We start from the raw sequence: 22,705 nt of genomic DNA, 5'->3' as shown, positions 1-22,705 counted from the left end.
CGCGAGACAGCCCCGCACGCCTCGCTCCGCGTACGAAAGAGGGGCGGTCCGCTCGCGCGGGCCGCCCCTCTTTCGGTGCTCCGTATTCGGGCGGCCGCGGCCGCCCGCCGGCTCTCAGCAGGTCCTGGCCGGGTAGCTCGCCGTCTGCGACAGCGTCGCCGGGCTGCCGCCCACGGTGCCCGTGGCGGTCACCACGACCTGGCCGGCAGGCATGCTCGCCTGACGGGTCGTGAAGGCGCCGACCGCGTTCGAGCCGGCCGCGACTCCGCTGAACGACTTGGTGCCGTAGCTCGCCTTCATCGAGACGTCGACCGGTACCTGCGAGCCGTTCGTCGCCGTCACCGAGAGCACGGCCTTGCCGGCGATGCACCGCGACGACACCGTCACCGGCACGGTGAGCGCGGGAGCCGCGACCTCGGGGACGGTGATCTCGGTGATCTTCAGGTACGAGTTCGGCGTCGAGAAGGTCAGCTTCACTCCGGTCGCCGACACCGCCGCGAACGGGATCGTCGTGAGCGCGTTGTTCGCGGCAGGGGCGACGTTCTGCGCGGAGGTGGGCCGCCAGGTGCCGTCGGTGCCGCGGTAGGCCACGCTCACCGAGGCGATCGTCCCCTCGATGTTGGTGAACGAGACTCCGGCGACGCGGTGCGCCTCCGTGGTGGTGAGCGTGAAATCGGCGGTGCCGGCGAGGGTGCCGTCGGTCCAGGTCGACCAGGGTGTCGTGGCGTTCCCATCGCACGCGTTCGAGGCGGGGAGGGTCGCGTACTTGGTCTGGCTGAACGACGCCGAGACGACCGCTCCCGGCACACGGCAGACGTTCGTCGGGGGAGCGGCGCCCCAGATCTGCACCTCCGAGATCGACTGCCAGGTGTTCGCGGCGCTGGTGAGGTGCAGGCGAAGCCCCGTCGTGTCCGGGAGGGAGGAGAGATCGAGCACCACCGTCGGTGCCGCGTCGGAGTCGAGCTGCGTCAGGTTCGCGCTGACCGAGGTCGTGGTCCAGGCGCCGTTCGCCTGGTACTCGACGTCGATCCGCGAGGGCCAGGTGGCCTTCGTGCCGTCTTTGAAGGCGTGGACGGTCACCGAGTCGAGGTTCTGCGCGGTGCTCCACGTGAAGGAGAGGCGGCTGTCGCGCGGGTAGCCGCTCGAGGACCAGTCGTCCCAGCCCTTCGCCTCGGTGTTGCCGTCGATCAGCGTGGTCGCGAGTTCGGGGCGACTGGTCACCGAGACCGACGCGCCGGGAGCGACGTTCGCGATGCCCGGCTCGGCCACCTCGATGGTCCGGGTGAAGCGGCGACCGGCCGTGAATCCAGAATCGGCCGCGAGGGTTCCCGTGACCGAGAGAGTGCCGAGGATCGCCGGACCGGTGGGGGCCCAGGTGACGGCGACGTCGTGCGTCGCGCCTCCGGAGGACACCGACACGCTCGAGGGCAGCGCCGCGGCGAGGTTCGCGCCCCTGCGCACGGTTTTCGGCAGCCGGTCGTCGACGACCGACCAGATGCCGGCTCCGACACCCTTGTCGTCCCAGTAGGAGGCGTTCCAGCCCTTGCCCCAGCGCGCCGGGTCCTCGACGGCGGGGTTGCGCATCTCGAGTCGGCCGTTCTCCCCGACGGTCATCGGCAGCCAGACGTAGGTCGAGTTCGCCTCGCCCTCGTTCCAGCGGTCGCCCATGTAGACGTACTTGCCGGGTGCAAGGGTGAGCACGTTCGTGGATTGCGAGCCGAAGGTACTGCCGCGTGTGTCGCCCACCGAGAGCAGGCCGTCGCCTCCCTCGGGGATCGCGTTGTACGCGACGGTCTCGTTCGCGTCTCCCTTCTCGACCCCACGGATCCACGTTCCCAGCACCGAATCGGCGGTGTAGTAGGTCTGTGGGTTGGGCGCCCAGCTGGTCGCTCCGGAGGCGATGGCGTAGTAGCTGCCTGCGTTCGAGAAGATCGCCGGCGCCTCGAGGTGGCCGCACTCCTTCACGATCTGGAAGTCGGTGCCGCGCACGGGAGCCCCGGCCTTGCCGTCGGCGAAGACGTAGGGGTAGGTGCCGTCCGCCGAGTACTGACGGGCGTTGAGCGTGTCCGTCGTCGTCGTGCGCTCGACGTTGGTGTAGCTGCTGTTGAGCTTCGCCACGTAGAGCGAATAGTTCTCCTCGGACGAGTACGAGATGTAGGCCGTGCCGTCGGCGTCCTGGAAGACGGTCATGTCCCGCGCCTGTCCCGGCACCGCCGAGGTGGTGCAGTCCTGGTAGTTCGCGCGGTTGTACAGCCGGTAGACGCCCTGGAGCGTGAAGGGGCCGGTCGGGCTGTCCGAGACGGCGACGCCCGCCATCGACCGGGCGTAGGTGCTTCCGCCCGGGGTGATGCGCCCGTCGGAGTGCCACCACATGACCCACTTGCCGGTCTTGGCGTTGAAGAGCACTTTCGGGCGCTCGAAGATCGCGGTGTTCGGCGATGCCTGCGTGGTGTCGAGGTGGTAGTCGAGCTCGGCGATGCGGGAGGCGCGCGGCTGGCCCGCGTCGTCGACCGTGTCGTAGAGCGCGTCGAAGTAGGGGGCCTTCAGGTCATCCGGCGACGAGACGCTGCGTAGCGCCGTGCCCTTGTTGACCCAGTTGTGGCCGTCGGTCGAGCGGTAGACGGCGACGCCGGGGCTGTTCCAGTAGCCCTTGGTGCGATCCTCCCCGTACCAGTACTGCACCTGCTGGCCGTTCTCCTGCACGGTGACGATCTGGCCGCCGTGCGCTTGGATGTGGCGGCCGTCGGTGTCGTACCAGAAGGGCTGGAAGTAGTCGGGGGAGCCCGGGCCCGGATCCTGGATCGCGGGGTAGTCGCTGTAGGTGGGCGGTGAGCTCGTGCGGGGGACTCCGTCGTTGGGGTCCGTCACTACTCCGGAGGCGGCGAGCGCGGGCTGCGCTCCGGCTCCGAGCAGGGCCGCGACGAGCAGCGCGGCGACCGCCGCTGCTGCCGATCGTGTTCGAGACGTCATTCTGTGCTCCTTTGCACGGGGGACTTCGCGGAGGAACGCGCGGCCTTCAGGCTTGCACGGCAGGGTGTTGACGTCAACATGCTGCGGCTGCCCGCCGTCGCGGGAGATCGCTGGAGCTGTCTCAGCGCGGGGCGCGCACTGCACCGAGCGGGCCGTCGTGCAGTGGAGCCGTCTCCCAGCGGGCGGTGAAGCTCCCGTCGGCGGGTGCCAGTACGAGATGCAGCCGGTGCGGCGTCTCGAGGAACGCGATGTCGACCGCGGTCGCGTCGGCGGAGGCGGCTCCCCCGCTCGCCGCCACCGCGCCTCCGACCGTCCACCCCTCGGAGCCCACCGCCACCACGAGCCGTCCCCCGCCCTCCTCGAGCGTGAGCGTCCAGCCGCCGTCGCCGCCCGACACCTCGACGCCGGTGAGCGAGCGCACCTCCGAGCCGTCGACCGGAGCGTACTCGCCGAGCACCGGCTCCGCCCCCGAGAGCGCCGGGAGTGCGAGCGCGGCGAGCCGCTCGGCCAGCCGCGCGTCGGCCTCCGCGGTCGATCCGCGCCCGACCGCGGGGACCAGGTGCTCCCACACTAGAGAGAGGAGTGTCTGAGCATCGTTCGTCTGCCCGGTCAGCGCCACCACGAGATCGTGCTCGGGGACGATCAGGCTGAATTGCCCGTACGCGCCGTCGGCGCGGAAGCCATGCTGCGACACCCAGAACTGGAACCCGTAGCCCCGTTGCCAGTCGGGTCCGCCCTCCTCCTGCGTCGGGACGTGGGCGTGCGAGGCCTCGGCGACCCAGCCGGCCGGGAGCAGCTGCCGATCGCCCCAGCGACCCTCCTGCAGGTAGAGCTGTCCGAGTACGGCGGCGGCCTCGGTCGTCGCATGCAGTCCGCTATAGCCGAGTTCGCGGCCGGAGGCGTCGCGCAGCCACGCGACCTCGCCGATCCCGAGCGGGTCGAGCAGGCGCGGGCGGAGGTACTCGGTCAGCGACTGGCCCGACACCCGCTGGACGATCGCGCCGGCCACGAAGGTACACGGCTGGTTATAGGCGAACACGCTGCCCGGTTCCTCCTGGGGAGGGAGGAGGAGGAAGCCGCGCACGAGGTCGACAGGGTCCAGCTCCTCGGCCAGATCGACGGTCTCGGCGGTGTGACCGCTGGCCATCGCGAGAACGTGGCGCACGCGGATCGAGCGCGACCGTGGATCCGTCACCTCGGCGTCGAGCTCGGGGAAGAAGGAGAGGACCGTCGCGTCGAGGTCGACCAGGCCCTCCCCGACCGCGAGCCCGACGGCAGTGGAGGTGACGCTCTTGCTCACTGAGTAAAGGAGGTGCAGACGGTCGGCGGTGTACGGCGCCCACCAGCCCTCCGCGAGCACCTCCCCACCGTGCACGACCACGAGACCGTGCAGCTCGAGACGAGGCGCTGCTTCGACAGCCTCGACGAAGGCGAGCACGCCGTCGGCGTCATACGAGTGGGCGGAGGGGGAGCTTCTCGGCAGCGAGCGCGTCATCGTCCGATGCTACGGGCGGGCAAAGGGCGCGGGTCGTGCCGATCCCGTCGTCGGGAGACCGACCACGCCTCTCGGAGAAATGATGAATCTTCGCATGCTCTCAGCGGCCTTCACCGTCGGTCGAGGCCGCGGATCGTAGGGTGCTCGCGTCAGGGTGAGTCTGCCTGTGGGCACCACCGGCTTCGCTCGCCACACGAGAGTGACGGACAGGGAGGACGTGTTCATGACGGAACTACTGAGTAGACGAGGCCTGATCCTGGGAGGTGCGGCGACCGCGGCCGGTGTCGGCGCGACCGCATTCGCCCCACCCGCCTTCGCCGCAGCGGAATACCTCGAGTGCACCTTCAGCGGGTTGCCCGGAGGCGACACGCTCACGGTGACCAACTACGGCTTCAACCGCGCGATGACGACGTGGACTCGAGACGGCCAGATCCTCGAGCAGAACCGCCTCGACTGGGGCGACTCCGGCGACAACACCCGCTGGTGGAACCGCGATCCCCACGAGGGCCGCGTGTTGCAGACGTATCCGATCAACCCGCAGGTCGGCATCTTCGGTCAGACCGGCACCGACGAGCAGTACCGCATCAACGTGAACGGGTTCGGCATCGTGGTGTTCCGTGGGCCGGGTCAGGTCGTGCGGTTCCAGGTTCTCGGCAACAACGGACGTCACCACTTCGGCGAGGTCCCGCGGAGCAGCTCGCCGGCTGCCGTCACCAGTCTGCTCTCTACCTTCATCGATCAGGCGCACACCCTCAGCACCCAGTTCGCCAACTACCAGAACGCGGTGCGGCAGTACACGGGTGGAGCGCTCGTCGCGCTCGGCACCGGCATCGCTCTGCTGGTGGTCAACGGGGCGAACCCTCTGGCGGCGATCGCCTTCGTCGCCGCCGTCACCGTCGCCGGAGTCAACGGCATCGCCGGCATCCGTAATGCCCAGAACACCTACATGGGCACCTACAACGCCATGATCACGACCTTCAACCGACTATCCGAGGCGCTCGGGGTTCCCGCCGCGGACATCCCCTACTACAACGTCGGCGCGGTCACCTGGAACCAGGCCGCCCAGCAGGCTCGCCCCACCCCGACCTACGTCCTGTTCCCCGCGTCCGGCTCCAACGGCTGACGCCGTAGCGGCGCGCGTGAGGCCAGAGCCTCGCGGAGGGCGCAGCAGAGGCCGACCATCGTCCGTCCCGTCGCAGCGCGCGGGAGGCGGCGGTCGGCCTCTGTCGTGCGGGGTGCCCGCAGCACGGCCGCGATCTACGGAGTCGTCCCGGCGGGGAAGGGACCGAGACCCAACAGGAAGCGGAGGATCGCGGTCGACGGCGCGCGCAGCTCGGGACCGGAGCCGAGCGTCCACTCCGCATCGGGAGGGGCGAGCGTGTGTCCGCGGACGGTCGCGCGGATCGCGAGCGGCGCGCGCTGCACGCGATCGAGGGCGACGCCTCCCGACACACGCTCGGGCAGCACCGCATCGGGCGTCAGGGCCAGCTCGACCCGGACGACCTCCACGAGCTCGGCAACCGAGTGCGGGCCGATGCCGGAGCGACGCGCCGCTGCGATCGAGGCGAGAGCAGCAGCAAGGGCGGCGGGTGGGGGAGGAGTGGCCGCCTCGCGCGCGCCGACCCGCGTCGCCAGCCGTTGGCCCGTGGTGCTCGACAGCCGCACGACGAGCTCGCCGAGGAGACGACCGGAGACGGCGCTGGCCGCCTCGCCCTCCGTGAAGGAGGGGGAGGCGGCCAGGACGGCGAGGCGGTCGAGCCGCTCGGCGACGAGCGGGCGCCAGTCGTTGCTGACGCCCGACTCGTCGACCGACACTCTGGTGCTCAGCGGGAGGAACCGCGACCAGTCGGGCACGGCCGCAGGACCTAGCGTCCGCCCGAGCGGCGCTTGTTGTAGACGTCGAAGGCGACCGCGAGCAGGAGCACGAGGCCCTTGACCGCCTGCTGCCACTCGCTGCCGATGCTCATGATGGACATGCCGTTGTTCAGGACGCCGATGATCAGGCCACCGAGGATCGCGCCTCCGATGGTGCCGACACCGCCCTGGACCGCCGCGCCGCCGATGAAGGCCGCCGAGATGGCCTCGAGCTCGAAGCCATCACCCGCCTTCGGACCCGCGAGGTTGAGACGCGCGGTGAAGACGAGGCCGGCCAGCGCCGCGAGGACGCCCATGTTGACGAACAGCCAGAAGGTGACGTTGCGGGTCTTGATGCCCGACAGCTCGGCGGCGTGCAGGTTGCCGCCGATCGCGTAGACGTGGCGGCCGAAGACGGAACGGTTCATGACGACGCCGTAGACGAGGACGAGCACGGCGAGAATGATCAGCGTGACAGGAATGCCCTTGAAGGTGGCAAGAGCGTAGGCGAAGGCGCCGATGGCGAAGGCGATGAGCACCAGCTTCGTGACAAACCATGCGCCCGGCTCCACGCCCTGGTTGTACTTCTGGCGTCCGCGACGGGTGCGAACCGCCTGCACGATGATCGCGATGATCGCGAGGGCGCCGATTCCGAGCGACAACGGATCGAGCGCGGAGTCGCCGAAGAGGTCGGTGAGGAAGCCGTTGCCCAGGGCGCGGTACTCGGTCGGGAAGGAGCCGATGTTCGCGTTGCCGAGGACGACGAGGGCCAGGCCGCGGAAGATCAGCATGCCCGCCAAGGTCACGATGAACGCCGGGATCCCGACGAAGGCGATCCAGAAGCCCTGCCAGGCCCCCACCGCGGCGCCGATCAGCAGCGAGAGGATGATCGACAGCCACCACGGCAGCCCCATGTTGACCGCGAACACGCCCGAGATGGCGCCCACGAACGCAGCGATCGAGCCGACGGAGAGGTCGATGTGCCCGGCCACGATGACCATCACCATGCCGATGGCGAGGATCAGGATGTAGCCGTTCTGCACGATCAGGTTGGAGATGTTCTGCGGGCGCAGGAGGATTCCCCCCGTCATGACCTCGAACAGCAGCACCACCACGATGAGGGCGATGAAGATGCCGTTCTTTCCGAGGTCGCCCAGCACGTGGCTGAGGCGCTTCGTGAACGCGTTCTCGGTGGGCTTCACCTGCGCGCCCGCCGCGGCGGACGGGCCGTTCTGCAGATCGGTCATCGTTGCTTCTCCTGGGTCATGAGGGTGAGGAGCGCCTCGGGGGTCGCCTCGGCGATGGGCAGCTCGCCCGTGATCCGGCCCTCCGACAGCGCGTACACGCGGTCGCAGATGCCGAGCAGCTCGGGCAGTTCGGAGGAGATGACGATGATCCCCTTACCCTGCGCTGCGAGCCGGTTGATGATGGTGTAGATCTCGTACTTCGCGCCCACGTCGATGCCGCGGGTCGGTTCGTCGAGGATGAGGACGTCCGGGTTGGAGTAGATCCACTTCGACAGGACGACCTTCTGCTGGTTGCCGCCCGAGAGCTTGCCGGTCTTGGCGAGCACGGTCGGCGACTTGATGTTCATGCTGGTGCGGTACTCGTTCGCGACCTCGAACTCCTTGTTGTCGTCGACCAGTCCGCCGCGCGCGACCTTGTCGAGGGAGGCGAGCGAAATGTTCCGCTTGATGTCGTCGATGAGGTTGAGGCCGTAGTACTTGCGGTCTTCCGTGGCGTAGGCGAGGCCGTGGGCGATCGCCTCCGACACGTTGCGGATCTTGATCTCCTTGCCGGCCTTGAAGACCTGGCCGGAGATGCGGCTGCCGTAGGAGCGACCGAAGAGGCTCATCGCGAACTCGGTGCGTCCCGCGCCCATGAGGCCGGCGATGCCGACGATCTCGCCGCGGTGCACGGTGAGGTTCACCTTGTCGACGACGACACGGCTCGAGTCCTGAGGATGGTGCGCGGTCCAGTCGACGACGCGGAGGATCTCCTCGCCGAGGTGAGGGGTGTGGTCCGGATAGCGGTGGTCGAGATCGCGGCCGACCATGTCCTTGATGATGCGGTCTTCGGTGACGTCGTCGTGAGCGATCGTCTCGATGGTCTTGCCGTCGCGGATGACCGTGACGGTGTCGGCGATCTTCTTGATCTCGTTCAGCTTGTGGCTGATGATGATCGACGTGATCCCCTGCTCTTTGAGGTGCAGGATCAGGTCGAGCAGATGGTCCGAGTCCTCGTCGTTCAGGGCGGCGGTCGGCTCGTCGAGGATGAGCAGCTTGACTCGCTTCGACAGCGCCTTCGCGATCTCGACGAGCTGCTGCTTGCCGACTCCGATGTCGAGGATCTTGGTGGTCGGGTTCTCGTGCAGGCCGACGCGGGCGAGGAGCGCCGCCGCCTCCTGGTTCGTCTTGTTCCAGTCGATCAGGCCGCCGAACCCGCGGACCTCGTTGCCGAGGAAGATGTTCTCGGCGATCGACAGGTACGGGCTGAGGGCGAGCTCCTGGTGGATGATGACGATGCCCTTCGCCTCCGAATCGCGGATGCTGGCGAACTGCATCACCTCGCCCTCGAAGACGATGTCGCCCTCGTAGGTGCCGTGCGGGTAGACGCCCGAGAGCACCTTCATCAGCGTCGACTTGCCGGCGCCGTTCTCTCCGCAGATCGCGTGCACTTCGCCACGCACTGCGTTCAGGGTCACGTCTTGCAGCGCCTTGACGCCGGGGAACGTCTTGGTGATCCCGCGCATCTCGAGAATGTTCGTGCTCACGTACGCCTCACTCCTCTTTATAGAGGCGGGTCCCCCGTGGTGGAGGACCCGCCGGGTCGTGCATCGGTGGTAGTCCGGCGCCAGAGCGCCGCAGGAAGCCCTCTTTCAGAGAAAGAGGGCCTCCCGGTGGGAACCGTGAATGCTAACCGTTGATCTCGGCGTCGGTGTAGTAGCCGCCATCGACCAGGACCGACTGGATCTGGTCCTTGGTCACGATGACCGGCTGGAGCAGGAAGGACGGGACGACCTTCTTGCCGTTGTCGTAGGTCTTGGTGTCGTTGACCTGCGGCTCGGTGCCCTCGAGGACCGCCTGGGCCATGGTGACGGCCTCCTTGGCGAGCTCGCGGGTGTCCTTGTAGATGGTGGCGTACTGCTCGCCGGCGTTGATCGCCTTCACGGAGTCGAGCTCGGCGTCCTGACCGGTGATGATCGGGAAGTCGGTGCCGACCTTGTAACCGGCGTCGGTCAGTGCCGAGATGATGCCGCGGCTGAGGCCGTCGTAGGGCGAGAGGATGCCCTGGACTTTGGAGCCGTCGGAGTACGACTTGGTGAGGATGTCCTCCATGCGGCTCTGCGCGACCTCGCCGTCCCAGCGGAGGGTGGCGACCGTGGTGAAGTCGGTCTGGCCCGACTTGACGACGAGCGTCTTCGCGTCGATGTAGGGCTTGAGGGTGTCCATCGCGCCGGTGAAGAAGAACGTCGCGTTGTTGTCGTCGGGGCTGCCGGCGAAGAGCTCGATGTTGAACGGACCCGCGGGGGCGTTGTCGGTCTTCTTGCCCTCGAGGTCGGTCAGGCCGAGGCCGGCGAGGAGCGAGGTGGCCTGCTGCACGCCGACCTTGTAGTTGTCGAAGGTCGCGTAGTAGTCGACGTTCTCGGAGTCGCGGATGAGGCGGTCGTAGGCGATGACCGGGATGTTGTTCGACTTCGCCTCGTCGAGGACGCTCGTGAGGGTGGTGCCGTCGATCGAGGCGATGATGAGGGCCTTGGCGCCCTTGGTGATCATGTTCTCGATCTGCGAGACCTGGGTGGGGATGTCGTCCTCGGCGTACTGGAGGTCGACCTGGTAGCCGGCTCCTTCGAGCTGCGACTTGACGTTGTTGCCGTCGGCGATCCAGCGCTCGGACGACTTGGTGGGCATCGCGACGCCGACGAGGCCGCCGTTGCCGGAGCCGGAGCCGGAGCCGGAGCCGGTGTCGCCGCTCCCGCTGGAGCAGGCGGCGAGAGAGAGGATCATCGCTCCGCCGGCGATGCCGGCGATGAGAGAGCGCTTCATTGTGGTCACTGTGATTCCTTCGTCATTGAATGCAGTGGGAGCAGAGTCCGCTGCGGATGCGGGCGGCGGTCCGTGCGATGCTCATGTGAGCGATCACATTGCGTCATGCTAGCTCCGTCAGAGGCGTTCGCGCCAACGCAGATGTCTCGACTCGGTAACGTCCCCGGCTCATCGACGAGCGGCGGCGGTGCGCGGAACGCCCGTGGAGCCGCGGACGACCAGCTGCGGCGCGATCGGCGCCGACACCTCCGGACGCTCGCCCTCGATGAGGTTGAGCAGTGCCGCCACGCAGCGGCGACCGAGCTCGGCGAAGTCCTGGCGCACGCTGGTCAGGGGCGGCCAGTAGAACGCCGCCTCGGGGATGTCGTCGAAGCCGATGACGCTGACATCCTCGGGAACGCGCACTCCCCGCTCGTGGAACGCGCTCATGAGTCCGAGCGCCATCTGGTCGTTGGCCGAGAACACCGCGGTGAAGTCGACGAAGCGCGAGAGCTCGAGGCCGATGCGGTGGCCGCGCACGGCGCTCCAGTCGCCCAGCAGCGGAGGCCGCGACGGCAGATTCTGGTGGTCGAGCTCGCTGAGGTAGCCGCGCATGCGCGCCTCCGCCTCGATCCAGTCCTGCGGGCCGGCGAGGTGCACGATCTCGGTGTGCCCGAGCTCGATCAGGTGGGCCGTCGCCATCCTCGCGCCGGCCATCTGGTCGACGTAGAGCGCGTCGTCACGCTCGTCTTCCGAGGTCTGCAGTGTCACGTGGGGGATGCGCAGGCCGGCACCCGAGAGGATGTCGAAGACGCGGATCTGCGGCGCGACCACGACGAGACCCTCGACCGCCTGGTTGAGCAGGTGCCGGATCCCGGCCTGGATGGAGGCGCCGTCGGTCCCGTCGACGTTCGCCGTGACGACGAGGTAGCCCGCGTCGCGGGAGGCCACCTCGATCGCCTGGATGCTGGAGGCGGGCCCGTACTGGAGGCTCTGTGACGAGAGCACCCCGATCGTCCGGGTGCGGCTGGTGACGAGAGCACGTGCGGCGAGGTTCGGGCGGTAGTCGAGCTCGGCCATGACGTCGAGCACACGCCTCTTGGTCTCCGCGCGCAGGCTCGGGTGGTCGTTGAGCACGCGCGAGACGGTCTGGTGCGAGACACCGGCCGCGCGAGCGACGTCATAGATGCTCGGCGCCCGGGCCGCGGGTTTGTCTTCCGGCATCGGACACCGTGGCTTCCTGTGATCGGGCGGCGCTTCGTCGCGGGGACCGTGCGGCTCGGGCCCGCCCATCCGCGGGCGCGTGTGAGCACACTTTACGTCTCCCGACGGCGGTCGACGTGCGGGTCTCCGGGCGGGAGGGGCGGGCCCGCGCGAGTGTCTTGGTGGCCTCGCCCGGTCCGGGACTCGCCCCAGGTTCCGGGTTGCCTCCGGGCGGCCGGGGTGGCCGACCCTCACAGGAGGGAGGCGCGGACGCGTTCGCCGACGCCTGCGAGAGCCTGGGCGAGCGCCACCCGATCGGCTCCCACGTCGAGCAGCTCGGCGCGTTCGAAATGGTGCGTCAAGATGTCCGCGAGAGCCGACGGGAGCGCGCCCGCCGCCAAGCTGCCTTCGACGACGGCCAGCACCGCTGTCAGGGCGACGGCGTCGGAGGCCGAGAGCGGGCGCGCATGGTCGTCGATGACGGGTCCGTTCCTCATGGAGCTGGCGCCCGCTCCGATGGCGGCAGCGCTGGCTCACCTTACTGTGGCGCATGGAGACGTTTTCGGGCTTGACGGCGCCGCTTCAGACGGGTCGTGACCGCTCGCGCGATGTGCGTTTCCGCCGCGAAACGGCCGCCCGGAGGAGGGGTGCCGATCGCCTCGTGCGTGGTCGCCACGGTGTTCTCGACAGGGGACGCTCCAGCCTCCGTTCTGCACGAGGGAAGGCGCCGCCTTACGAGGTCGGCACCCAGATCCGCATCGTCGACGGGCCGCGGTTCGCCCACGTGTGGTACGGGCGGAACTCCGCCGTGAACCGCGATGCGGTGTGCGCCTCCACGTCGTAGGGCCACAGCTGCTCGTCGGTGCTGCGTGCGACCAGGCCGACGCGAGCGCCGTTCTCGTTCACGGTCGGCTCCTCGTCGACGTCGACGGCGATGTGCTCGGTGTCCATCCCCTCCGGCAGGTCGGTCGACTCGATCGCGAGGACGAAGGGCCCGCGCTCGATCGCCACCTGGCCGCGCACGGCGTCGATCCGCGGGTGCGGCGTCACGAAGCGCGCATGCATCGGCAGTGAGAGGCGAAGGCGCTCGCCCGCGCGGAATGCGCGCCGCACCGTCACCGTCGTCAGCTGGGCATCGATGGTCTCCCCGTCGAGCACCGCGGCACCACGGGCCCACGGCGGGATCCGCAGGCTGAGCGCGAACTCCGCGTCCTCGAGAATCTCGACGCTGATCTCGCCGTCGGCCGGATACTCGGTCTCGACACGCAGCGCGACCCCTCCTGTGCGGACCTCGTAGGAGCCGTACTGGTGCAGCTGCACGCCCTCGTCGGTGGCCGTCGCGAAGCCCAGCTCGACGCTCGCGAGGGTCCTCGCGACGTTGGTGGGGCAGCACGACACCCAGAACCACGGAGCCCGCAGGCTCGACTGCGCGCGGTCGGTCTCGACCGACTCGTCGGGCGCGACTCCGTCGACCCGCTGCTGGAGGGTGTTGGTGTAGAAGAAGGCGCGGCCGTCCTGGCGGATCGAGGGCAGCACGGCGTTCAGCAGCGTCCGCTCCATCAGGTCGGCGTAGCGTGTGTCGTTCGAGCCGAGCAGGAGGCGCCAGCTGAGCATGTTCGAGGCGATCGCCGCGCAGGTCTCCGCGTAGGCGCGGTCCGGGGGCAGCTCGTAGTCGGCGCCGAACGCCTCGTCCTGGTGGTGCGAGCCCATGCCTCCGGTGAGGTAGGTGCGGCGCGCGACCGTCGCCTCCCACTGGCGGATGACCGCGGCCTCGAGCTCGGTGTCGCCGGTCTCGACGGCCACGTCGACCGCACCGGCGGCGAGGTAGAGCGCGCGCACGGCGTGGCCGCGCAGCACGTCCGCCTCCCGCACGGGCACGTCGTCCTGGAAGTACTCGGGGCCGAAGGGGATCGGGCCGAGGGTGCCGGTGCCGCGGCGCTCGACGAACAATCGCGCGAGCTCGAGGTAGCGCGCGTCACCGGTGGCTCTCGAGAACTCGGCCAGCGCGGGCTCGATCTCGGGGTGTCCGCAGACCGCGACACGTCCCTCTGGCCCGAACTCGCGCACGAGGTGGTCGGCGAGACGGCGGGCCACAGCGGGCAGGAGGTCGTCGTGGCCCGTTCGCAAGCGCGCGACGGCCGCCTGGATCAGGTGCCCGAACGAGTACAGCTCGTGGCCCCACTCGAGGTCCGAGTACCGCGCGCGCTGGCCCGGCCGGCCGAAGCTCGTGTGCAGGTAGCCGTCCGGCTCCTGGGCGGCCGCCACGCGCTGCACGAGCGCCTCGTACTGGGAGGCGAGTGCCGCGTCGCCCGAGCGGCCCAGCTCCCAGGCCATCCCCTCGAGGAGCTTGTAGACCTCCGAGTCGACGAACTCGATGCCCGCGTGGTGGTCGCCCCCCTCGATGGAGGAGAGTGAGCCGTCGGCCGCGCGATCGAAGTTGCCGGCCCAGCCGACTCGCTCGATCCACGCGAGGCAGTGTCCGATGACCGCCTCCGCTCCGAGGTCCTGGTAGTGCTTCCAGAAGCCTCCGGTGAGGTGGATCTCGTCCTGCCGCAGCGGTCGGAGGATGCTCGTCGAGGGGGCGACGGGCCCTCCTACGGCCGTGCCGACGGGGGACGTGGGAGCGGTGATGGTCACGAGAACTCTCCTAGGGGCTGGAAGGGGTCAGTCCTTGACGGCGCCGGCGGTGACACCCGCCGAGACGTACCGCTGAGCGACGACGAGGAGCACGGCCGCCGGGAGCGAGGCGACGACGGCGGTGGCCATGATCGAGTTCCACTCCTGGTTGTTGTTGCCGATGTACTTGTAGATGCCGAGGGTGATCGGCTGGAGCTTCCCGCCGCTGTCTAGCGTCGAGGCGAAGATGAAGTCCGACCACGCCCAGAGGAACGAGAAGAGCGAGACGGTCACGACCGAGTTCCGGCTGATCGGCATGATCACCGAGATGAAGGTGCGCCACGATCCCGCGCCGTCCATGCGCGCCGCCTGGGTCAGCTCGTCCGGGATGCCCGACATGAACGCGGTGAAGATCAGTACGCCGAAGGGCACCGCGATGGTGGAGTCGGCCACGATCAGACCGGGGATCGAGTTGAGCAGCCCGAGGTTGAGATAGATGGCGTAGAAGCCCATCGCCATGATGATCGCCGGGACCATCTGCGCGATCAGCAGGATGAACGACAGGGCGCTTCCTCCCCGCGGCCTCAGCTTGGCGAGCGAGTAGGCGGCGGGAGCGGCGATCACGACCGTGAGGACGACCGTGCCGAGACCGATGATGAGGCTCGTGCCCAGGTAGGGCAGCTGCTCGCTGAGCACCGCCTGGTAGCCCGAGAAGGTGGGCGTGAAGGGGAACCAGTCCGGCGGATCCTTGCGCATCAGGCCGGTGGGCGTGAGTGAGACGTTGATCATCCAGTAGATCGGGAACAGCATGATCGCCGTGAGGACGATCCCGAGGGCCGTGAGGAACCACGGGCGACGGGCGGTCATGCGTCGGCCTGCTTGCGCTGGACGCGGATGTACACGAGGCCGAAGAAGAGCGCGAGCACGATCAGCAGGTTGCCGACCGCCGCTGCAGGCCCGAAATCGGGGAGCATCGAGCCGAATCCGAGCTGATAGGTCCAGGTGGCGAGGGTGGTCGAGGAGTCGGCCGGACCGCCCTTGGTCATGATCCAGATGATGTCGAACACCTTCAGGGTGTAGACGAGACCGAGGAGGATCGTGATCGCCGAGACGGGGCGCAGCAGGGGGAGGGTGATACGCCAGAACTTCTGCAGTCCGTTCGCCCCGTCGAGGGAGGCGGCCTCGTAGAGGTCCTGCGAGATGTTCTGCAGGCCGGAATAGAGGATCACCAGATTGAACGGGATGCCGATCCAGATGTTCGCGATGAGGACCGCGAGCAGCGAGGTGCTCGGCGAGGTGAGCCAGTTGATCTGGCCGATGCCGAACGACTCCAGGAACGAGTTGACGATGCCGGAGTCGCTGTTCAGCATCCATGACCAGGTCGACGCCGACACGATCAGGGGAAGCAGCCACGGCACGAGGAACAGTGCCCGCAGAGTGGAGGACAGCGGGAACACTCGGTAGAAGAACACGGCCAGCGCGAGCCCGAGGCCGAACTGGAACACGATCGACACGACGGTGAAGATCGCCGTGTGCAGCAGGGCCGGCCCGAAGGTCGAGTCCTGGAAGACCTTGATGTAGTTGTCGAGCCCGACGAAGGGGGCGTTGCCCTGCACGAACGAGCGGACCGTGTAGTTCTTCAGGCTCAGCTCGACGTTGCGATAGAGGGGGAAGGCGTAGAAGACGAGCAGGTAGACGACCAGCGGGAGGAGGAACGCTGCCGCCGCGAGCCGACTACGGTCGGGGCGATGCGAGCGCCTGGTCGAGGCCTTGGCTGCGAGAGGGTCGTCGGTGGAGCTGCGACCGCGGCGCGAAAGGCCGACGGTCTCGGTGGCGGTGGTCATCTGTCTCTCCTGAGTGCCGGGCCGGTGCGTGAGGCACCGGCCCGGCGGTCGGTCACTTCGTGGCGGCGGCGGCAGCCGACTGCGCGGCCGTCAGGGCGTCTTGGGGCGACTTCGAGCCGCTCAGCGCGTTCTGCACCGCGCCCCACAGCTGCTCCGAGATCTTCGGGTACTTGGTGCCCAGGTCGTCCGAGGTGCGGCCCTTGGCGGCCTGCACGGCCGAGACCCACGGCTCGAGGTCGGGGTTGCTGGCGACCTGCGCCTTCTGCGCATCGGCCGTCGGGGCGATGTACGAGAGGGTGTTGTCGGTCGTGACCAGGTTGGCGGTTGAGGTCAGGCACTCGGAGATCGCCTTGGATGTGGCGTAGCGGGCCGTGTCCTTCTGCACGGGGATGGTGAGGAACTCGCCTCCGGTCGGTGCGGGCGCGGAACCGCCGGACATGGCCGGGATGTTGAGGATGCCGTAGTCGATGCCCGAGGACTTCGCGTTGGCCAGCTGCCAGGTGCCGTTCTCGCCGAACGCGTACTCGCCGGTCGCGAACTCCTGCCAACTGGTGGTCTGCGTGTTGCCGATGACGGAGTTGGGTGCGTAGCCCTTCTTCACCCAGTCGGTCCAGAGCGACAGGGCGTCGACGGCCTGCGGAGAGTCGAGCGTGGTCAGGTCGGCACCGGAGCCCCAGAACCAGGGGAGGAACTGGAAGCTGCCCTCTTCGGTGCCGATGGCGGAGAACGTGATGCCCTTGCCTCCGGAGGCGGTGACCTTTCCGAGCGCGTCGGTGAGGCTGGCCCAGTCCTTGATCGACGAGGCGTCCACGCCTGCCTTCTGCAGGACGGCCTTGTTGTAGTACAGGGCCAGCGTGTTGGCGCCGATCGGCACGCCGAACGTGTCGCTTCCGCTCTGGCCGGCCGCGAGGATGTTCGCGTCGATGCCGGTCGTCGAGAGGCCGCTCTCGGCGGTCGTCGTGAGGATGCCCGCGTCGGCGAGCGTCGACACGACAGGGTTGTCGACGAGCAGCATGTCGGGCGAGTTGCCCTGCTGGCCGGCAAGGAGCGCCTTGTTGGTCAAGTCGGTCGTGTCGTAGCCGGTGCGCTCGATGGTGACCCCGGCCTGGGTCCCGCAGCTGTCGATGAGCTTCGACCAGGCGGAGGAGGAGTCGAACTGGGGATACGGATCCCAGAACGTGTAGGTGCCGCCCGCGGCGGAGGTCGAGTCGCCTCCTGAGCCTGCTGCGCAGCCGGTCAGGGCGGCAGCGGCCGTCCCCAGAATGACGGCGGCGGCGAGGCCCCGCGCGTACTTCCTCGTCATCACGGATGATCCCTTCGTCGTTGATGGATTCCTCAGAAAGTCGGTCTCGAACGATCGAGAACCGAAACCACTTTCTGCGGGTTCAACCTAGGCACGTCAGGCTGTGGCGTCAAGGAGAATCAGGTTTTCGGTCTTTTCTTTTTTTCGGTCGCACATGGGAAGATCGGCGGGAGGCGCCGAGCGTGCCCGGAAGGGACGGCACATGGCGCCACGCAAAACCACGGGGGCGGTCACCCTCAGCGATGTCGCCGCCGCCGCTGGCGTCTCCATCGCCACCGCCTCCAAGGCCCTCAACGGGCGCGACCAGGTGAGGGCCGAAACGCGTCAGAGGGTTCTCGACGCCGCGGAAGCGCTGTCGTTCACCCCGAATCCGTTCGCTCAGGCGCTCAACTCACGCCGCACCGGCACGATCGGGATGCTGACCAACGATCTCGACAATCGTTTCGTCCTGCCCGTGCTGCTGGGGGCCGAGGACGCGTTCGGCGCCGGCTCGACCTCGGTGTTCCTGTGCGACGCGCGCGGCGACTCCATCCGCGAGCAGCACCACATCAAGAACCTGCTCGCCAAACGCGTCGACGGCATCGTCGTGCTCGGGCGCACCACGAACCCGCGCCCCTCGATCACCCGCACGATCCCGGTGCCGGTGGTCTACGCCTACGCGCCCTCGGAGGATCCTCGTGACTCGTCATTCACCCCGGACAACGCACAGGCGGGCGTGCTCGCCGCTCGGCACCTGATCGAACGCGGACGCCGCAGGATCGCCCTCATCAACGGCGAGCCGAGCTACACGGCCGCCAGCGATCGAGCCCGCGGCGTGGAGTCGGCCCTCGCCGAGGCCGGCCTTCCGCTCGCCGGCGGCGACGTCCTCTACGGGCAGTGGTCAGAGAGCTGGGGTCGGCAGTGCGCCGAGACGCTCCTGACGGCGCATCCCGACCTCGACGCCGTGATCTGCGCGAGCGATCAGATCGCGCGCGGCGCACTCGACCACCTCCGCGAGCGCGGGCGTCGCGTGCCGCAAGACATCGCCGTCATCGGCTTCGACAACTGGGAGATGCTCGTCGAGGCCGCACGTCCGCCCCTCTCGAGCGTCGACATGATGCTCGAGACGCTCGGACGCGCCGCAGCGGAGGAGCTTTCCGCGGCCATCCACGGGCGCTCGACCCCCGGCGTGCGGCTCATGCCGGTGCGACTGGTTCCGCGCGAGTCCTCGGGCTGAGGGTCTGCCGCGAGGCGCAGACCCCCTCGATGGTGCTAGGCGATGCCCGCCGCTCGGCGCACGAGGGCGATGACGGAGGCGCGCGTCGCATCGTCGGCGGCCGTGATCGCGTAGGCGGTGGGCCAGAGGGTCCCGTCGTCGAGTTGTGCCCCGTCCTGGAAGCCGATCGTCGAGTAGCGCGTGCCGAACTTCGCGCCCGGCTGGAAGAAGATCACGGCCTTGCCGTCCTCGCGGGCATAGGCGGGAAAGCCGTACCAGGTCTTCGGGAGCAGCTCGGGCGCCTCCTCGCCGACCACGTCGTGCAGCAGCTGGGCGAGGGGCCGTTCGTCGTCGCGCATCGCGGCGATCGCGGCCAGCGCATCCTCGCGCTCTGCGGTCGCCTTGTCGGCGAGCTTCTGGCGTCTCGCCTCGATCCGCAGCTCGGCGGCACGCTGCTTCATCGCCGCGCGCTCGTCCTTGGTGAAGCCGGTGTCGCTGACCATGTCGGTGCTCTTCCTGTCGGGTCCGCGCAGGATCGAGAGGGCGGACGCCCCATCGTGCCAGCGCCGAGGAGCGGCTGCAATGGCCGCCCTCGCGGAACGTCACTTTCGGGGCGGCCCGCCGTGTCTTCGCGGGTACCGTGGGCGGATGCGCCTCCTTCTCATCCGGCACGGCCAGACCCTCTCGAACGTCGCGGGCTTGCTCGACACCCGTCTTCCCGGTCCGGGTCTGACCCCGCTCGGGAACGAACAGGCCGAGGCCCTGCCCGCGACCATGGCGGGGGAACGGATCGGCGCCCTCTTCGTCTCGACGATGAGGCGCACCCACGAGACGGCGGCGCCTCTCGCCTCCGCCCTCGGGCTGGAGCCGATCGAACGGGCCGGCATCCGCGAGATCGCGGCCGCGGGGCTGGAGATGCGCGGCGACGAGGAGGCGGTCCGCGAGTACATGGGCACGGTGTTCCGCTGGGCGAACGGCGAGACCTCGCTCCGTCTGGCGGGTGGCGAGACCGGCGACGAATTCGCGGCACGCTACGACGCGGTCGTCGCGGAGGCGGAGTCGAGTGGGCACGGGAGCGTCGCGATGATCAGCCACGGTGCCGCCATCCGCTGCTGGGCCGGGATGCGGGCGGCGGACCTCGACGCGCGGTTCGTCTCCGAGCATCTGCTTGAGAACACCGGGGTCGTCGTGCTCGAGGGCTCGGGCATGCGATGGTCGCTGACGTCGTGGCAGGGCGAGCCGGTCGGGGGCGTCGGGGTGGACTCCGTCTCGGGGCCGACGGGCGAGACGGCACCGTGAGGGCGCCGCTCGGCCTCGGAGCGCCGGGGGCGACGCGTCCGAAGGGACTCGACGACGCTCTCCGCACCTCGAGAACGCGCCCCGGCACCCGTGACGCCGCGCTCATCTCGTGGATCGCCTCGCACCGCGCCGGGGTCGACGTGCCAGCCCGCTGAGGCCGGCGCCCCTCCCACAGCCCTTCGCGAGTGGAGGCGCACGGTCAGGCCCGGGCGGCGGCGTACTGCTCGCGGATGACCGGGCGGTGGTCTGGAGCGGGCTCGGCCACCACGGTGACGGCCCAGGTGGGGCGTGAGCCGGTCACGACCCACGCCGCCTGTACCGCCGCGCCATCAGCGACGTACTCGCCCGGCGTCGGAACGACCACCGGCACGTCGAACACCTGCGAGGCCGCGAGCTGCACCGCCCTGTTCTGGGCCGCACCGCCGATGAGGAGGAGACGCCGGGCCTGAACACCCTGCCCGCGTACCGCGTCGAGCCCGTCGGCGAGCCCGCACAGCATCCCCTCGATGGCAGCCCGGGCGAGGTTCGGCCGAGTGGTGGACGCGATCGTCATCCCCTGCAGGCTCGCCGTCGCCTCGGGCAGATTGGGGGTGCGCTCGCCCTCGAAATACGGGACGAGCACGAGGCCACCGGCCCCCGCCTCCGCCTCGAGCGCGAGGGCCGCGAACTCGTCGACGTCACACCCGAGCAGCGCAGCGGTCGAGCCGAGCACCCGCGCGGCGTTCAGCGTGGCGACGAGCGGCAAGAACCGTCCGCTCGCGTCGGCGAAGCCGGCGACGGTCCCGGAGGCGTCGCGCACCGGGTCCTCCGTCACAGCGAACACCGTGCCGCTCGTGCCGATACTGACGACCACGTCGCCCGGTCCTGCGCCGAGCCCGAGCGCGGCAGCGGCGTTGTCGCCCGCGCCAGGCCCGACGACGAGGCCGGCGTCGGTCCGTCCTGCCGCCTCCGAGGGGCCGAGGACCCGGGGGAGCAGCGGTCGGTGGCCGAGCGCGCGCTCGAGCAGCTCGAGGTCGTAGCCGTCGGCGCCCCAGTAGGAGGTGCCGGAGGCGTCGGAGCGATCGGTCGTGAGCGCGTCGAGCCGCGGCCCGCGCGCGGAGCCGGGGCCGTAGCCGAGCAGGCGCCAGGTCAGCCAGTCGTGGGGGAGCGCCACGGCGGCGACGCGGGCGGCGTTCTCGGGCTCGGCGTCGCGCAACCAGCGCAGCTTCGTCGCCGTGAAGGAGGCGACGGGGACCGATCCCGTGCGCTCCGCCCACGCCTCCGCGCCCAGCTCGTCGAGCAACGCGGTCGCCGCGGACGCGCTACGAGTGTCGTTCCACAGAAGCGCGGGTCGAATGACGCGTCCCTCGCTATCAAGGACGACCATGCCGTGCTGCTGGCCGCCGACCGAGAGCGCGGCGACGTCGTCGAGGCCGCCGGCATCGGCGAGAGCGAGCTGGAGCGCCTCCCACCACGCGGCCGGATCGACCTCGGTGCCGTCGGGGTGGCTCGCACGGCCGGTGCGCACCACAGCCCCCGTCTCGAGGTCGCGTACGACCACCTTGCAGCTCTGGGTCGAGGAGTCGACTCCGGCGACGAGCGTCATCGCGTGTCCGTTCTCTGGATCGCGGCGGACACCTCACGAGATGCCCGCCCAGGAGGGAGGCGGATCAGCGGGCGCCGAGCAGGTGCTCGGTGGCGAGCTGCTGGAGGCGCACGAAGCCGAAGCCCTTGCCGCCGAAGTAGACATCGGTGTCGAACGACTCGAACGACGCGGAGTCGGCGAGCAGGTCGTCATACGACTCGCCCTCGCCGAGCGTCGGCGTGGCGAGCTCGTCGACCTTCGCGGCGGCCAGCGCATCCTGCACCTCGGGGTCGGCGCGGAAGGCCGCGGTACGTTCCTTAAGCAGGAGGTAGGTGCGCATGTTGGCCGAGGCGGAGTCCCAGACGCCGGTCTCGTCTTCGGTGCGCGAGGGCTTGTAGTCGAAGTGGCGCGGGCCGTCATAGGCGGGCACGCCGCCGGGGCCGCCGTTCTCGAGCAGGTCGACGAGTGCGAACGCGTTGTGCAGGTCGCCGTGGCCGAAGACGAGGTCCTGGTCGTACTTGATGCCGCGCTGGCCGTTGAGGTCGATGTGGAAGAGCTTGCCGTGGTACAGCGCCTGGGCGATGCCGGCGGCGAAGTTCAGGCCCGCCATCTGCTCGTGGCCCACCTCGGGGTTCACACCGACCAGCTCGGGGCGCTCGAGGGAGTCGATGAACGCGATCGCGTGGCCGAGGGTCGGCAGGAGAATGTCGCCGCGGGGCTCGTTCGGCTTGGGCTCGATCGCGAAGCGGATGTCGTAGCCCCTGTCGGTGACGTAGTCGCCGAGCAGGTTGACGGCCTCGCGGTACCGCTCGAGAGCGGCGCGGATGTCCTTTGCCGAGTCGTATTCGGCGCCCTCGCGGCCGCCCCACATGACGAAGGTCTTGGCGCCGAGCTCGGCGGCGAGGTCGAGATTGCGCAGCACCTTGCGCAGCGCGAAGCGGCGGACGTCGCGGTCGTTGGAGGTGAATCCTCCGTCTTTGAAGACCGGGGCGCTGAAGAGGTTGGTGGTGACCATCGGGACGATGAGGCCGGTCGACTCCAGGGCGCCCTTGAGGCGGTCGATCTGGGTCTGGCGCTCGGCGTTGGTCGAGCCGAAGGCGAAGAGATCGTCGTCGTGGAAGGTGAGTCCGTAGGCGCCGAGCTCGTCGAGCTTCTCGACCGCGTGCACGACGTCGAGCGGCGGCCGAGTGGGGCCGCCGAACGGATCCGTCCCGCTGTAGCCGATGGTCCAGAGGCCGAACGAGAACTTGTCGGCACGAGTGGGGGTCAGGGACATGGATCCGATCCTTTCCGGCGACGTCGCCGAATTGTTGTTGAAGTCAACATATCGGGCGTCT

The 22,705-nt window shown here is 69.2% G+C and carries 18 protein-coding genes; 3 read left to right on the top strand and 15 right to left on the bottom strand.

From position 1 onward, the window contains the following. Window positions 1–114: 114 nt before the first annotated feature. On the bottom strand, window positions 115–2,970 hold the full coding sequence (locus ITJ45_RS10325) for a glycoside hydrolase family 43 protein (protein ID WP_194609610.1): 2,856 nt from the start codon (window positions 2,968–2,970) through the stop codon (window positions 115–117). 121 nt (window positions 2,971–3,091) lie between these two features. After that, window positions 3,092–4,465, bottom strand: coding sequence for a serine hydrolase domain-containing protein (locus ITJ45_RS10320; protein ID WP_194609608.1), 1,374 nt, complete (start codon window positions 4,463–4,465; stop codon window positions 3,092–3,094). A 223-nt stretch (window positions 4,466–4,688) separates the two neighbouring features. On the opposite strand from ITJ45_RS10320, the gene ITJ45_RS10315 reads away from it, so the two are divergent. Continuing rightward, window positions 4,689–5,588: a hypothetical protein gene (locus ITJ45_RS10315; RefSeq protein ID WP_194609606.1), complete on the top strand. Its 900-nt coding sequence runs from the start codon at window positions 4,689–4,691 to the stop codon at window positions 5,586–5,588. 134 nt (window positions 5,589–5,722) lie between these two features. Here the strand turns inward: ITJ45_RS10315 and ITJ45_RS10310 are convergent, their stop codons facing one another. From ITJ45_RS10310 to ITJ45_RS10265, 10 genes are all read right to left on the bottom strand, one after another. Further along, window positions 5,723–6,319: a hypothetical protein gene (locus ITJ45_RS10310; protein WP_194609604.1), complete on the bottom strand. Its 597-nt coding sequence runs from the start codon at window positions 6,317–6,319 to the stop codon at window positions 5,723–5,725. Between the two features lie 11 nt (window positions 6,320–6,330). After that, on the bottom strand, window positions 6,331–7,566 hold the full coding sequence (gene mmsB / locus ITJ45_RS10305; protein WP_194609603.1) for a multiple monosaccharide ABC transporter permease: 1,236 nt from the start codon (window positions 7,564–7,566) through the stop codon (window positions 6,331–6,333). Continuing rightward, on the bottom strand, window positions 7,563–9,092 hold the full coding sequence (mmsA, locus tag ITJ45_RS10300; protein ID WP_194609601.1) for a multiple monosaccharide ABC transporter ATP-binding protein: 1,530 nt from the start codon (window positions 9,090–9,092) through the stop codon (window positions 7,563–7,565). The genes mmsB and mmsA overlap by 4 nt, the downstream gene beginning before the upstream one ends. Before the next feature lie 142 nt (window positions 9,093–9,234). After that, window positions 9,235–10,365 carry a multiple monosaccharide ABC transporter substrate-binding protein gene (chvE, locus tag ITJ45_RS10295; protein ID WP_194609599.1) on the bottom strand — a complete coding sequence of 377 codons (1,131 nt, stop codon included), beginning with the start codon at window positions 10,363–10,365 and terminating at the stop codon, window positions 9,235–9,237. Between the two features lie 168 nt (window positions 10,366–10,533). Next, window positions 10,534–11,568: a LacI family DNA-binding transcriptional regulator gene (locus ITJ45_RS10290; RefSeq protein WP_194609597.1), complete on the bottom strand. Its 1,035-nt coding sequence runs from the start codon at window positions 11,566–11,568 to the stop codon at window positions 10,534–10,536. Between the two features lie 230 nt (window positions 11,569–11,798). After that, window positions 11,799–12,044 (bottom strand): hypothetical protein, encoded by a 246-nt coding sequence (locus ITJ45_RS10285; protein ID WP_194609595.1) that lies wholly within the window; start codon window positions 12,042–12,044, stop codon window positions 11,799–11,801. A gap of 235 nt (window positions 12,045–12,279) precedes the next feature. Next, window positions 12,280–14,184 (bottom strand): glycoside hydrolase family 127 protein, encoded by a 1,905-nt coding sequence (locus tag ITJ45_RS10280; protein ID WP_323742982.1) that lies wholly within the window; start codon window positions 14,182–14,184, stop codon window positions 12,280–12,282. A 27-nt stretch (window positions 14,185–14,211) separates the two neighbouring features. After that, window positions 14,212–15,030, bottom strand: a complete 819-nt coding sequence (locus tag ITJ45_RS10275) for a carbohydrate ABC transporter permease (protein ID WP_194609593.1) — start codon at window positions 15,028–15,030, stop codon at window positions 14,212–14,214. Next, window positions 15,027–16,007, bottom strand: a complete 981-nt coding sequence (locus ITJ45_RS10270; protein ID WP_194609592.1) for a carbohydrate ABC transporter permease — start codon at window positions 16,005–16,007, stop codon at window positions 15,027–15,029. The genes ITJ45_RS10275 and ITJ45_RS10270 overlap by 4 nt, the downstream gene beginning before the upstream one ends. 52 nt (window positions 16,008–16,059) lie before the next feature. Next, window positions 16,060–17,310 carry a sugar ABC transporter substrate-binding protein gene (locus ITJ45_RS10265; RefSeq protein WP_194609818.1) on the bottom strand — a complete coding sequence of 417 codons (1,251 nt, stop codon included), beginning with the start codon at window positions 17,308–17,310 and terminating at the stop codon, window positions 16,060–16,062. A gap of 202 nt (window positions 17,311–17,512) precedes the next feature. Between ITJ45_RS10265 and ITJ45_RS10260 the strand changes: the two genes are divergently transcribed. Then, a complete protein-coding gene (locus ITJ45_RS10260; protein WP_194609590.1) occupies window positions 17,513–18,526 on the top strand; it encodes a LacI family DNA-binding transcriptional regulator in 1,014 nt (337 codons plus the stop codon). A 35-nt stretch (window positions 18,527–18,561) separates the two neighbouring features. Here the strand turns inward: ITJ45_RS10260 and ITJ45_RS10255 are convergent, their stop codons facing one another. Beyond that, window positions 18,562–19,008, bottom strand: coding sequence for a hypothetical protein (locus tag ITJ45_RS10255; RefSeq protein ID WP_194609588.1), 447 nt, complete (start codon window positions 19,006–19,008; stop codon window positions 18,562–18,564). A gap of 145 nt (window positions 19,009–19,153) precedes the next feature. On the opposite strand from ITJ45_RS10255, the gene ITJ45_RS10250 reads away from it, so the two are divergent. Next, window positions 19,154–19,804: a histidine phosphatase family protein gene (locus ITJ45_RS10250; protein ID WP_194609586.1), complete on the top strand. Its 651-nt coding sequence runs from the start codon at window positions 19,154–19,156 to the stop codon at window positions 19,802–19,804. Window positions 19,805–20,003: 199 nt separating this feature from the next. On the opposite strand, the gene xylB is transcribed toward ITJ45_RS10250, so the two are convergent. Together xylB and xylA are read right to left on the bottom strand one after the other, a co-directional pair. Continuing rightward, window positions 20,004–21,389, bottom strand: a complete 1,386-nt coding sequence (gene xylB, locus ITJ45_RS10245; protein ID WP_194609584.1) for a xylulokinase — start codon at window positions 21,387–21,389, stop codon at window positions 20,004–20,006. Between the two features lie 64 nt (window positions 21,390–21,453). After that, a complete protein-coding gene (gene xylA, locus ITJ45_RS10240; RefSeq protein ID WP_194609582.1) occupies window positions 21,454–22,644 on the bottom strand; it encodes a xylose isomerase in 1,191 nt (396 codons plus the stop codon). Window positions 22,645–22,705 lie beyond the last annotated feature (61 nt).

The organism is Rathayibacter sp. VKM Ac-2879 (assembly GCF_015351245.1).
GTDB lineage: Bacteria > Actinomycetota > Actinomycetes > Actinomycetales > Microbacteriaceae > Rathayibacter.
This window is presented reverse-complemented; position numbering and strand designations above follow the sequence as displayed.

Excerpts from the sequence above, each read along its gene's own strand:
- ITJ45_RS10325 (WP_194609610.1), bottom strand. The coding sequence starts at position 2,970 with ATGACGTCTCGAACACGATCGGCAGCAGCGGCGGTCGCCGCGCTGCTC.
- ITJ45_RS10320 (WP_194609608.1), bottom strand. The coding sequence starts at position 4,465 with ATGACGCGCTCGCTGCCGAGAAGCTCCCCCTCCGCCCACTCGTATGAC.
- ITJ45_RS10315 (WP_194609606.1), top strand. The coding sequence starts at position 4,689 with ATGACGGAACTACTGAGTAGACGAGGCCTGATCCTGGGAGGTGCGGCG.
- mmsB (WP_194609603.1), bottom strand. The coding sequence starts at position 7,566 with ATGACCGATCTGCAGAACGGCCCGTCCGCCGCGGCGGGCGCGCAGGTG.
- chvE (WP_194609599.1), bottom strand. The coding sequence starts at position 10,365 with ATGAAGCGCTCTCTCATCGCCGGCATCGCCGGCGGAGCGATGATCCTC.
- ITJ45_RS10290 (WP_194609597.1), bottom strand. The coding sequence starts at position 11,568 with ATGCCGGAAGACAAACCCGCGGCCCGGGCGCCGAGCATCTATGACGTC.
- ITJ45_RS10285 (WP_194609595.1), bottom strand. The coding sequence starts at position 12,044 with ATGAGGAACGGACCCGTCATCGACGACCATGCGCGCCCGCTCTCGGCC.
- ITJ45_RS10275 (WP_194609593.1), bottom strand. The coding sequence starts at position 15,030 with ATGACCGCCCGTCGCCCGTGGTTCCTCACGGCCCTCGGGATCGTCCTC.
- ITJ45_RS10270 (WP_194609592.1), bottom strand. The coding sequence starts at position 16,007 with ATGACCACCGCCACCGAGACCGTCGGCCTTTCGCGCCGCGGTCGCAGC.
- ITJ45_RS10265 (WP_194609818.1), bottom strand. The coding sequence starts at position 17,310 with ATGACGAGGAAGTACGCGCGGGGCCTCGCCGCCGCCGTCATTCTGGGG.
- ITJ45_RS10260 (WP_194609590.1), top strand. The coding sequence starts at position 17,513 with ATGGCGCCACGCAAAACCACGGGGGCGGTCACCCTCAGCGATGTCGCC.
- ITJ45_RS10255 (WP_194609588.1), bottom strand. The coding sequence starts at position 19,008 with ATGGTCAGCGACACCGGCTTCACCAAGGACGAGCGCGCGGCGATGAAG.
- ITJ45_RS10250 (WP_194609586.1), top strand. The coding sequence starts at position 19,154 with ATGCGCCTCCTTCTCATCCGGCACGGCCAGACCCTCTCGAACGTCGCG.
- xylB (WP_194609584.1), bottom strand. The coding sequence starts at position 21,389 with ATGACGCTCGTCGCCGGAGTCGACTCCTCGACCCAGAGCTGCAAGGTG.
- xylA (WP_194609582.1), bottom strand. The coding sequence starts at position 22,644 with ATGTCCCTGACCCCCACTCGTGCCGACAAGTTCTCGTTCGGCCTCTGG.